8 protein-coding genes are annotated in these 12,061 nt (G+C 36.7%); 6 read left to right on the forward strand and 2 right to left on the reverse strand.

The genetic code is table 11. The features are described from left to right. The 5 genes from JCM15579_RS04805 to JCM15579_RS04825 are packed head-to-tail and all read left to right on the forward strand — an operon-like array spanning nucleotide 1 to nucleotide 6,512. Nucleotides 1-1,179: a TRAFAC clade GTPase domain-containing protein gene (locus tag JCM15579_RS04805; RefSeq protein ID WP_054716515.1), complete on the forward strand. Its 1,179-nt coding sequence runs from the start codon at nucleotides 1-3 to the stop codon at nucleotides 1,177-1,179. A gap of 2 nt (nucleotides 1,180-1,181) precedes the next feature. Next, entirely contained in the window at nucleotides 1,182-3,629 is a 2,448-nt protein-coding gene (locus JCM15579_RS04810; protein WP_054716519.1) for a GAP1-N2 domain-containing protein, read from the forward strand. A gap of 12 nt (nucleotides 3,630-3,641) precedes the next feature. Then, complete coding sequence (locus JCM15579_RS04815; protein ID WP_054716522.1) at nucleotides 3,642-3,848, forward strand: hypothetical protein; 207 nt, start codon at nucleotides 3,642-3,644, stop codon at nucleotides 3,846-3,848. Further along, complete coding sequence (locus JCM15579_RS04820; protein WP_054716525.1) at nucleotides 3,841-5,646, forward strand: TRAFAC clade GTPase domain-containing protein; 1,806 nt, start codon at nucleotides 3,841-3,843, stop codon at nucleotides 5,644-5,646. Before JCM15579_RS04815 ends, JCM15579_RS04820 begins: the two co-directional genes overlap by 8 nt. A gap of 11 nt (nucleotides 5,647-5,657) precedes the next feature. Then, nucleotides 5,658-6,512, forward strand: a complete 855-nt coding sequence (locus JCM15579_RS04825) for a formylglycine-generating enzyme family protein (protein ID WP_054716528.1) — start codon at nucleotides 5,658-5,660, stop codon at nucleotides 6,510-6,512. A 59-nt stretch (nucleotides 6,513-6,571) separates the two neighbouring features. Here the strand turns inward: JCM15579_RS04825 and JCM15579_RS04830 are convergent, their stop codons facing one another. Both JCM15579_RS04830 and JCM15579_RS04835 read right to left on the reverse strand, forming a co-directional pair. Next, nucleotides 6,572-7,408: a glycerophosphodiester phosphodiesterase gene (locus JCM15579_RS04830; protein WP_083464538.1), complete on the reverse strand. Its 837-nt coding sequence runs from the start codon at nucleotides 7,406-7,408 to the stop codon at nucleotides 6,572-6,574. A gap of 11 nt (nucleotides 7,409-7,419) precedes the next feature. Beyond that, nucleotides 7,420-10,596, reverse strand: a complete 3,177-nt coding sequence (locus tag JCM15579_RS04835) for an NACHT domain-containing protein (RefSeq protein ID WP_172677362.1) — start codon at nucleotides 10,594-10,596, stop codon at nucleotides 7,420-7,422. Nucleotides 10,597-11,750: 1,154 nt separating this feature from the next. Here JCM15579_RS04835 and JCM15579_RS04845 point away from each other — a divergent pair. Further along, nucleotides 11,751-12,053 (forward strand): hypothetical protein, encoded by a 303-nt coding sequence (locus JCM15579_RS04845; protein ID WP_054716537.1) that lies wholly within the window; start codon nucleotides 11,751-11,753, stop codon nucleotides 12,051-12,053. Nucleotides 12,054-12,061 lie beyond the last annotated feature (8 nt).

A 12,061-nucleotide genomic window follows, 5' to 3' on the forward strand; every position in this document is an offset into this window, starting at 1 on the left:
ATGAGAAATAAAAAATTTATATGTCCATATTGCTTCACCGAATCGAAGTTGAAAGAAATAGAGTTTAGGTGTCAAAATCCATCATGTATTACCGAACCTGATGAAAAATACTCTGAATTTAGAGGGATTAGACCTGCTCTTAGGATGAGGCATATCATAAAAACCAATTCAACAAAGAAAAAGCTAAAGTGTGATCAATGTAATGAGGATTCTACCGATAGAATTTGTCCACATTGTCATACTTCACTGCCCTATACAATTGGTGAATTCGAGGATTTTACATTTGCAGTAATAGGAGCAAAGGCTTCGGGGAAAAGCCATTATATCGCAGTTTTAATTAATGAACTGAAAAAGAATATAGGAAGGTTGTTTAAAACTGATTTGCAAGCAGTAGATGATGAAACTGTAACAAAGTATAAAACCAGTTTTTACAATTATATTTTCGAGAAGCAGGAAACCATACCCGAAACCAAATCGGCACGATCAAACAGAGATGTGAAAACGCCTATGGTTTATAATTTGAAGATCAGGGGAAATTCATTATTCAAAAAAGACAAAATTAAGGATGTTGTTACCATTTCATTTTTCGATACCGCAGGTGAAGATCTGGATAGTAAAAACAATATGTCGACGACGAATAAATACATTTATCACTCCAAAGGAATAATTTTATTGATTGATCCTTTGCAGGTTGGCGAGATTAGAAATGAGGTAAAATCGAAAGAAATAAAGTTACCCGAACAATTTACAGAACCTGCCGAAATTATAACAAGGGTGGCAGGTATTATTAGGGAAAATAACAGCATACCAATGAATAAGAAAATTGATATTCCCATAGCTGTTGCCTTCACAAAAATTGATGTTTTGCCTGAAGTAATTGATACTTCCAGCTATAATCTTTTTACCCCTTCGGGACATAAAGGCTTTTTCGATAAAAAAGATGCTGATTCAATACACACTGACATTGAACTATTGCTGAACGGATGGAATGGTATTGAGCTTTTAAATAATCTGCAATCGGATTTTAACCATTATGGATTTTTTGGGCTGACTGCATTGGGTTCCAATCCGGGAAACCCGGGTACTGAAATTGGAAAAATCCCAAAGTTAAGACCACACCGTGTTGCCGATCCATTTTTATGGTTGCTAAAGGAACACAGACTCATTAAAACGAAATAGATATGGAAATTTTACAAGCATATTATACTTCATGTAAGTACGGACAATCAGGCTCTGGATTTCAGTTTTATTCCTATTCGGAAGGTTTAAGTAGTGATGAATTAGACGAAATAGCAAGTTTTGTAGACTATGTGGCGCCTACGAATCTCCCTACGAATCCTTCCCCTGAAGAAATAGAGCGTGACTTTCCTGTTGCTTTTTCCTATTTCAGGCTCGCTTCAGGTCGTGTAGGAGTAGTTCAGTCTGTTGCGCTAAATCACGATTATACAGGGAGACCAGGTAATTTTTTTGCACATGTTTTGATTCTTAAGGATGGTGAGTTTCCATTTTTGCCAATAAAGCTTTACAAGTCGGAAAGTTTAAGGAGAAACTTAAGTCAGCAGGAATGGGCTATCGAAGAAATTCCTCCTAAGTTACCTGTTTTAAATGTGAGTGATTTAGAACTGAACGATCAAATTACAAACAGTCACAATATCAGCCAGTTTTTGCAAGTTGGAAATAGAGCTAAACAGTTATCAAAAATGATTGATGCTTATTTACAACAGCAGAGGTACAGTAAAAAAATGGTTATTGTCGATTCGAATACACCTGAGTGGATTGCAGCCATAACAGCCTCTTTCCCTAGGCACATAAGCAAAAAGCAAAGCTTTTCTACTTACAATATTAACCCTACTCCTCTTAATGTTCAGATTACAAGTACCAGCTACGATGGCAGCTATTTTGATTTTAGAGACCATCAGGTGTTCGAGCATCAATACTATATATTTAATATCAATGAGGATCTGATTAGTCCTGTAGAGAGTGAATCTTCATTCGCAAAAGTTACCGCTGAAAATCTAAAGAATTCACCACAGCTGGTGAGCGAATTTTCAGATTTCATTTCCAAATTCGAAATATCCGATTTTGCCAGGGAAATTGAGATCATTTCAGCTCTGTATTTCTTCTCGGTACGATTTTTAATGAATAATTGGAGCTTAGTGGTCTCTTATGTAGGATCACATGCAAATCGGGAATACAAAGCTTCATTCATTAAAAATAATCTCGAACTGATCGGGAAAGTTATTATGAATTCCAAACCCGATGAGGTAAATGAAATTTTGCAGGTATTGGATGCAAATATCCCTCCCGGATCAGCAGATGTAAATGTGTATTTCGATCTTTATCGATATGTATATCTTTCTAGTATCGAAAGTTCCAAAGACTTGTCTGAAATACTGCAATTGAACGAAAAACTACTACAATTTTTAAGCAAGCTGAATGGCTTGAATTTGAGAAACCTGTTTTTAAGCAAGGAACACATCGAAAACCTGTTTGCTTTTGGCAGTCCGGCTCGTACCTTAAATTGGGTGATTGCCCTCGGCATGTCGTTCCAATACTGCAAAACCAATAAGGTGCACATTAATGAATTGTTCACTCATGAACCGCTAATTGATTGTTTGGGGTTTTTGTCGGGCAACAACTCAAATATCAATACCGAATGGATAGACTTGTTACTATTGGCGGTGAAGGATGAGCTCGCTACATTAATTGATTATTTGTATGCCAATAAGTGTGAGAACCTGGCTCTTAAATTCTCAAAAGTTTACATCAGCAAATCATCGAAAGATGATGTTAATGCTTTTATGAAACATTTGAGTGTGAAGTATGAAAATCAGAAATTGTACCATAACTCCCTGGAATCGTATTTTGCATTTTTAAAAGCGAATCATTTGTCGTCTCAGGCAATTCTTCAGGAAATTCAGAAATTCACTAAAGATCCAAAAGTTCACGAAGCAGCAATGAGCTACTTTAAAATGCTCGATTCTGAACCAAATGCAGATTTGCTGATTCAGATTTACAGTTATCCTTTCGAAATCGACCCAAAATATAAGTTGGAGACTCTTAAACTATTCGATAAGAATTTGCTTACAAAGCCGGTAACGATCGAACAGTGCAGTTTCGTGAAAAAATTGGCTGATAGAAACGGCTATGCCAGCATAAATGTTCTTGCAATGGGAATAGATGTTCAACAGAAAGTTGTTGGTATTGAGTATGTTTCCGGGTTGTGGACAGAGTACTCTAAAACTCTGGATAAGGAAAAAGCCAAAAACTTTCTGAATTGGATTTTTACCGACCTGCTTGCTTTGATTTCATCGAAGGAGGATGCCGGAGATTTTCTGGAAATTTTTAAAAATCAGATGGACTTGTTTAATGTCAGACTGAAAGAGGAGAAATATTCCAGACAGCTTTGTATTCTGCTCGAATATGTTCTTGGTAACGAACATCTTTTAATGTTTACCAACGAAGAAAGTATTGTGGCTTGTTTGAAAGCTTTCAGTAAATCAGAATTTAAGCGTTTCGAATTGGAAATGAGCAATATAAAAGATTCTTCGCTTGCTGTTCAGGATATTTTTAAGAAAGCAAACAGGCACGGATTTATAGGAAAACTAAAGGATTTATTCATCAATTAAAATTAAATAAGTATGAGCGATTCGGATGGAGGATGTATTGGGATTTTGGTATATCTGGCAATTATTGGATTTATAATATACCTAATTGTTATTATTGCTTATTATGTGGCAGTTATTTCAGCATCAATAGGCGGAGTGTATGGTGGTGTAGTTGCAATTACAAACTATGTTAAGGCACTTAGAATGAATGTTAAAAGAGAAAGGGCGTATCATGTTTAAAAGAAGTAAGCAGCCGGCAATAAAAAGTTATTTCTTTGGAAAAGGCTATAGAGATTTAGCCAATACAATAGCCGATGCCTGGAGGTTAAATTTAGAAAAAGCTCAAGATTATTTTGCAGAAGGAGGCTACTCCTTCGAGTTTGGTTTGGGTGCTTTTAAGAGTATTTACTATTGGGCTGCAGGTATTTGTGTTGTGGTATTCGGTACATCCTTATTTTTAGTTCTGAGTGTGATTCATATTACCATATTGTTTCTGTTTTTCTTATTGGTATACCTGATGTTTTCGCTGGTATGGGCAATAGATGCTTTTTATCGCTTTAAAGAGAAGATATTTGCGGCCTGTCCGAATCAGGGATGTTATCAGAAACACAAACTGCCGGTTTATCATTGTCCAAATTGTAATGTAGGACACGATAGATTGTGGCCCAATTCATATGGTATTTTTAAGAGAACATGCGAATGTGGACATAAAATTCCTACTTCCTTTATCAACGGAAGGAATAAATTGTATGCTACATGTCCATCGTGTAAGAACCCTATTCCAACGAAAGAGGGAAGACCAATTATTATTCCGATTGTTGGAGCAAGAAATGCAGGTAAAACCACTTATATGCATTCATTGGTGAATCAGATTGAATTGTATGCCAAAATGAAAAATTACAAGTTTAGCATCGAGAAATCATCTGAAGTAATTCATAAAAATGAGATCAGTAAATTAAACAGAGGTGAAAAACTGCAGCCAACACAAAAAGGAACTTTGGTGGCCTTTAATTTTAACCTGATAAAAGGAAAAAGAAAGTATTCTTTTTATATCTACGATGCTGCCGGCGAGACCTATCAGAAATCAACCGATGTGGAAAGGCACATGTTTTACAACTATTTTAATGCACTGATTTTCATTATAGATCCTTTCTCGTTTACCATTATGAGAGAGAATTATGCCGAAATGATTCGAAAGAGCAATCAGATTAATGCCAACGAAATTGTTGATATTGACGATACCTATGATATTTTGGTTACAAGTTTGGAAAAAAGCTTTGGTGTAGGCGTTAAAGATAAAGTTGCAAAGGAAACAGCTTTTGTAATTTCGAAGGCCGATTTGGTTGAAGATGAATTAAAACTTGGCAGTGAGCCAATAAATACCAATGTGAAAGAATTCATTAATTCCAATAGCGAAACCGATCTGATTGGTAACATTGCAAGTAAGTTTTCGAAGGTTCGTTATTTTAGTGTTATCTCCAAAGGGAAAGATTCAGAGAGAGTTGAAAGTCCATTTATGTGGATTTTTAAACGGGAATTGATGAAACGCAGAATGAGACGGCTTGTTTTCAATTCTATTCTGTTGTTATTTCTTGGAGCATGTGGATTTGGAGTTTACAGTGCGAGAAATCACATCGCCGTAGCAGCATATTATGTCGTTGATGGATTTAAGTCGATTAATTTCAGTATACCTAAGAGCAAAAAAACACCTCAGGTTCAGCCGGTAAAAGTGAAACAGTACATTAGTATCGCAACACTTAATGTTCGCGAAAGAGCAAATTCATCAGCAAGAGTACTTGGAAAGTTCTATAAAAATGATGTAGTTAGTGTATATCTGTTTATTGGAAACTGGGCAAAAGTCGACTACAAAGGGAAAAAAGCATTTGTGTTCGCAAAATACATTAAACCATACGACTCATCAGCTCAGGTGAATAAAAAGCAGGTTGTTGGCAAGAAGACCGACAATTTGAAAAATCGTGTTACAACAAAAACAGCTGCTCCTCCTGTAAAGAAAAAGATTCTTGACAAGCCAAATTAGATGTATCCTTAATGAATAATAATCAGACGGTTTGGATTGATGGGAAAAAGCAAGTGTCAAACGAAATTCTGAAATTATCTGAAGGTAGACATGTGATAACAACATGGCAGCAAGGACATAAAACCCAGAATAAAACTATTCGTTTAAAAGCGGGAGAGGTTAGAAAGTGGAATTCACCAAGTCTTCCTGTTCTGAATTCTTTTAACGAACAGGTAAATGGATTGGAAATTAAGATGAAAGCTGTTGAAGGTGGAATTTTTACAATGGGCGATGGCAAAAGAACAAACCGACCAAGACATTTGGTTGCTATCGATGGATTTTATGTGTCCGAACAATACATTACCTACAAGTGGTTTCTGGAGTTTCTGAATGATGCCAAAGTATCTTATTTCGATGTGATTTCGACAAGTGGCAATAAGCAATACATACGATTCGACGATTCGATTGCACCCATTAAATATGCCTACGGAAAATATTCTCTGAAAAATGAATCACTTGCCGATAAACCTGTACAGAATGTTAGCTGGTATGGCGCAACGGCTTTTTGTAAGTGGCTAGGCGAAAAGTCGGGTAAGAAATACCGATTGATTACCGAGGCCGAATGGGAGTTTGCAGCAGGTGGAAACGATATTGCTCAAAGATATATTAAAGGTGAAGGATTTAAATTGCAAAGAGAATGGTGTCTGGATACCTATCTGAGTAATTTTTATCAGGAATCTCAGTACAATGAATTGGCGCTAAATCCTTGTAATACAAAAAATAAGAAGGATAAGGTAATTCGGGGAAGAAGAGGTTCCGATTTCAGAAGTCGTAGTTACAATTTAAGTAATAACAGGGCAGCAACATTCAGGGTAGTGTGGAATTAGGTGTGTGTAGCTTTACTATTAATATCAATGCACATTCTGCCAGACAGTATGTGCATTTTTCAATTCTTATTTGTAATAATACCATCCACACCAATGTATTCCATTCGGTTGACAACAGAAGGAGAATCGCAGGTCCATGCATTTACCTTTTTGTTGAGTTGATGCAATTTTTGAACAATGCCTTCCGACAGAAAAAAGCAGTTGATGTTGTAGGATGTAATGTAATCCTTAGGCTTGAACAGGTGCGGTATTGTACCGAAAGCAATGTTCAGCGATGGAATGACAAATACTTCCAGCTTATGAAGTTCAAGACTTGGTGCCAGTTGATGAACCTTCTCCAAAACATCCTCGTGAAAGCTTTGAACAATGCACCAGTTTTCTGCTTTGTATTGCTGAATGCAGTCCACAACTTTTTTTTCGATTCCCGGGTAGTAGGAGCTTTTATTTTTGATTTCGATGATCAATTTTGCTTGCCCATTTACACAATTCAAAACCTCTTGTAGCAATGGCACTGTTTCACCTTTAAATTCTGAAGAATACCATGCGCCTGCATCCAAACTTTGAATGTATTGCCAATCCAGGTTTTTAATTCTTCCCTTGCCATCGGTAGTTCGGTTTACCTTATTGTCATGCATTACACATATCTTGCCATCTTTACTGAGGTGAACATCGATTTCTATCATATTTGCACGATCGTTTAGCGCTTGTTTCACCGCAGCCAGTGTGTTTTCTGGCGCATTGGCAGAGGCTCCACGATGTGCGATGACCGATAGGGTGGAATGAGTCATAGTCTTCGAAAAAGTAGTGATTTTAATGTAATGAAATCCTCCATACAAAATGGGGATGCATAACATTAGCAGTAGTATTTTCTTGTATTTTCTTTTTTTAGTTGTCATGATTTCTGTTTTTAAAATTCGATGCCAAAAAGTTTATCAAACACATGGGTCGATAGTTTCTTGAACCATCCTTTGTAATTTTCCACCTCGGTTCCATATTGCATAATTTGCTTGAACGAGGCGCTAATTTTCGGATCGTTTTGCAAAGACCAAATGATAAAATTACCAAACTTATGGGTTAATAAATCGCCAATGTTCTCATAGGATTGATTGTAGTTGATCAACTCTTCGCGAAACTTGTCAATTTCCGGGAAGGAAGAATTTCTCAAGTTGTTGTAAATGAAGAAATCTACTTCCTTGTGATGGTAGCTTTTAATGGTACCCAGGGTTTTACACAAAAAGGTTCTGATATCGTCCTGGTAATTGGCACGATCCACTTGTATGGCATCCAAATCTCTTATTGTGGATTCGTGCTGTATCTTATTCATCGTATATTCGAACAATTGAAGCGCACTTTTGTGGTAACCAAAATCGGTAACCAAAACCGCAATATTTTCGATACAGCAGTACAGCAATTCCTTGTCCATTTTCTGCATGGCTTCGTCAATCAGCTGGTAGAAAATCGGCATCGGATACTCATCTTCCTCTCGTTTATTCCCATCGCCATATTGCACGCAATAGGCTGCACCATACCAATTGAGTGTATATTGCTTGTAAGGCTTGTTGTTGTTGGCTTCGTAATTGTTGTGAGCGAAATACACGCCTTTACATCTTGCAGTCCAATTGTAGGTAAGTGTTGAAAACAATCGCATGGCTTCCTGATCGGGATTTTCGATTGCAATAAGATATCGGAACAATACGTATAAGGTAGACATCTGCATGTAATCCACACACGGATGTGCAACATCGGCCTCGTTTACCTGCTGCACGATATACTCTATGCGTTTCCAATCCTGGAAGGCTTGCATGATCAGGACTCTTTCCAGCATAAAGAAGCTGTAAGCATCACCCGAATACATGGCTTCCATTACCAAAGGGTGAAGATCGGTAAAATCATCCTTGTCGTTGGTCAAGTAATCCAGCAGTTGGTTGTAGCCTTGGTGCGACCATTCTCCATTCTTGCTTCCAACAGGTATTTTATCCCAGAAATGCTGGTATTCAATCCCATTGTTCACATATTCCGACTGAACGGTTGCCAGTTTTCGCAAGGTAAACTTCTTCAAAACCGGGAATACAATACTAAATTCAGTTAGGATTTTGATCCATTGATTGATAATCTTAAAAGTGAATTCGTAATCTTTGCTAAGATCTACATTCTTTTTGCTCGAAAGATCTTCCACAATTAAAAGAGTACTGATTCGAATGGCAGGTTCGAACACATGTTTCTTCAATGAATCGTTCCAGAAATTAAAAATGACATTTGATTTGGTCATTTTACCTGCAAGATGATCCAGAATTTCGAATCCAAGGTTTTTATCCAGCTTGGTTATGTAATAAACATACAAACTCACAATATCTCTTACCCTTGAAACCGGGTTGGCCATGGCATGCAGCAAAGATGAAACCGGATGTTTGTCTTTGGGATACAATTGATTTTGGTAGATATCCGATTTAAAGATTTCATAAATGGCGTAAATCGCAATCTTTTTCACCTGTATGGTGGGCGATAAATCGTTCAATATCTGGTTTCGCTCTTGCAAGCGTTGTTCATATTTTGTGGATTGGCTGTTGGTTTTTTTTTTGCTGTAGTCTTCCAACAATTTTTCCAACTTGTCAAGGCGTTTTCCTTTTTCGTTTGAATCTTCGCTATTGTGCGATAACATTTGTTCCAGCAAGCTCCATAGTTGATGGTAATCTTCCTGCAAAATCACCGAAAGGGCATCTATAACCAATTGTTGTACCTCGTAATTGTTATCGTAAGCCAGGCTTAATATGGTTTTAGGATCGTTGTTTTTGTCCAAATAATCCTGAAGCAGTGCAGAGCGCAAGGCATTGCGAACTACCGCGTAATTTTTACCTGTATGCAGGGCTGTTTTATACGATTCGGGAGGAATGGGCAATGCTGGATGAACCAATTTTATATTTTCTTGTTCCTTAAAAATGCGGGCAAACAAATATTCCTGATAACGTTCGTAAACAAATCGAATTTCATTGATACTATTTTTCTCCTCAATTTTCAGAATTCCCTTTTCAATCAAGGCTTCAAAAGGAAGACTGAACTCAAAATCATCATTGTAAAAAATGCTTTTGCTTAACTTGTGCAAAGGGTAATCTTCATCGTCATATGCCGAAATCAATTGTTCAACATGAATGGAATCACCATCTGATTTCCAAAGGTATTTGGCAATTTTATTGAGCAGTACGTATTCGCGTTTGTTTTTACCGGTTGGCGTAATTCCTTTCTCCTTTAACAGATTTTCAAATAGATGATTGGAATGAAACAAACGAATGTCCTTTGGCAATGCTTGCTTTTGAAAAACCAGTGACGACATTTTTAGGATCAGCGGATCGGTTAAACGATTCCTGATCAAATTGAAATCGGAATGAAAGAGTTCCTCGCTGCTGGTTTTGAGTTGATATTTTTGCTGATACTTTTGGTAAGTACACTTTAATTCCGATTCGCTCAAGTGCTGAATGGTGGTGTGCTCCTCTTTTCTTTGATTGGAATAGTACAAATCATGTTTAATGCTCGATGCTTCCAGTTCAATCAGTTCTTTCCAGGTATAGGAACGACAACTGATTACAATTTTTAGGTCGGGTAAATTGTGTTTGATGAAATACTTGTCGATTACGGTCAACAACTCAATGGGACCTTTCTGATTTTTCAGCGAAGCTTTATCGAAATAATCTACACACTCGTTAATCGCATCGAAAAAGAGGTGAATTTTCTTTTCTTGTTGCTGAGCCAGAATTTGCAAATTGGTCAAGAGTGTTTCCAGTTTGAGTTCGCCAAATGCAGTTTGAAAATACTCTTCCACACCAATGTTTGAGAAAATTTTACTGTTGATACAGATTACACATTCGTCCTTCTTTAGCAATTCTGAAGCCCAGTGGCAAATTTGATTGGTTTTTCCACTTCCGGCATTGCCCAATAGAACAAATGCATTTGATGCTGAATCAATAAACTGATCAAATGAATTGCTAACCAGACTGCGATCGGTAAAAACTTCGGCATCATACTTTTCTTTCGACATTTCTGCCAAAAAACCGTAGGCTGATTTTTCGATTCCTCCAGGTAGTCGTCCCACCTTTTTCTGCTTTGCAAAAGTGATATGCCCTCCTTTTTTCTCTCTTCGATAATGGCGTATTCCTTTTGCAAATCCAACATCAAAAGCCCTACTGCAAAATTGATGGTGTAATCGCGAAACTCGGTGGTACAGTTTCCGGTTATTAAACTTTTGACTTGCTTAAAATCATCTGCATCCAAATCAAAACTTTTCAGGATTTCCTTGTCCGATAAAATTTTAATTTCCTTTAAAAACTGATCCGTAATCATCCGGCATCCTTTCAACGTGTTTATGGCATCGAGCAGTATTTTTTCTTGTATAAACTCGTGAAGCTCCTTTTGTAAGCGCAGTAATTCATTTTGTTTTCCTTTTTCTTTCCAAGCATTTGTATTTTCATCGATAATGCTTTTTAGCTCTTGGCTTTGAGCGATCAGAAACTGATGCTTTTGCTCATTAGTATTCAGGCTTGTATAATCACTTAATATGCTCAGGCAATCTTTGGCACAGAATGTTGTTTGTGTGTTTTCACTTGCAATTACTTCGTCCATCTGTCTTTGCCAATTGATCATGGAACCGTTCAAAATGGCTTGGATATATTGTAAGAGTGTTTGGTTTACATGATTCTTTATTTTGGAAGCCGTTTTTAACTTCTCCTTGTATTTGTGGTTCAGAAATTCTTTACGGATTAGGGTTCTGATTTCGCATCCGTTTGCTTTTACTTCTGCCTCGGCAAAGTATCGAATGGTAGGGGTTTCTGTTACAAGCATATCGTTTGGTTTTCAGTAGATAGAAAAAACAATTGACACCTTAGACTTCGAATTTTAAGCTAAAATCAAAGCGGTACGATGTAATTGATTTCACCATCATTTTTTTTTGGAAATGGAAGTTTCCAATCATTTCCAAAATTAAGATTTGGGTTCTGCCTAGTTTTGTTCATAGAAATTTCAACCGAATGTTTATTTCGTTCGAACTTGGTTAGCTACCAAAGATAATAAACATTCTTAAAGAGTGAACATAAGCAATTCGAAAATTGCTATGAAAGGACGATTTCTCGTTTTGCAAGCTGTTCACTCATCCTTTCAAACCCTTTTTAACAGGACACCATAGGGTGTTCAAATTAAACGCTCACCATATCGTAATGGGCGAGCCATGTCAAAAATTTAAAACAAAACACAATGAAAACAAATACATTTTTTTATATGCTTTTAATCGCTCTATTCGCTTTAACTTTTGTTAGCTGTGATAAAAATGATGAATTGACTAATATTGATGAAATGTCAAAATTGGATAATGATTCGATTTCAGAAATAGATGTTTATAGATCTGAGATTGATGATGAAACCATTCCTGATTCTACAGGATTAAAGATTTTTAATAAAAAATATGATTTCGACTCAATAGGAAATGAAGTAATCAAGATACAATACCGATCTGAGACTGATGACGAGGTAATTCCAGATACAACTGGACTTTCATAAGAAGAAGC

The organism is Marinifilum fragile JCM 15579, assembly GCF_001310955.1.
In the GTDB taxonomy this organism is placed as follows: domain Bacteria; phylum Bacteroidota; class Bacteroidia; order Bacteroidales; family Marinifilaceae; genus Marinifilum; species Marinifilum fragile.

What these genes read in the sequence shown, in the direction of transcription:
- JCM15579_RS04805 (WP_054716515.1), top strand. Translation starts at nt 1, where the DNA reads ATGAGAAATAAAAAATTTATATGTCCATATTGCTTCACCGAATCGAAG.
- JCM15579_RS04810 (WP_054716519.1), top strand. Translation starts at nt 1,182, where the DNA reads ATGGAAATTTTACAAGCATATTATACTTCATGTAAGTACGGACAATCA.
- JCM15579_RS04815 (WP_054716522.1), top strand. Translation starts at nt 3,642, where the DNA reads ATGAGCGATTCGGATGGAGGATGTATTGGGATTTTGGTATATCTGGCA.
- JCM15579_RS04820 (WP_054716525.1), top strand. Translation starts at nt 3,841, where the DNA reads ATGTTTAAAAGAAGTAAGCAGCCGGCAATAAAAAGTTATTTCTTTGGA.
- JCM15579_RS04825 (WP_054716528.1), top strand. Translation starts at nt 5,658, where the DNA reads ATGAATAATAATCAGACGGTTTGGATTGATGGGAAAAAGCAAGTGTCA.
- JCM15579_RS04830 (WP_083464538.1), bottom strand. Translation starts at nt 7,408, where the DNA reads ATGACAACTAAAAAAAGAAAATACAAGAAAATACTACTGCTAATGTTA.
- JCM15579_RS04845 (WP_054716537.1), top strand. Translation starts at nt 11,751, where the DNA reads ATGAAAACAAATACATTTTTTTATATGCTTTTAATCGCTCTATTCGCT.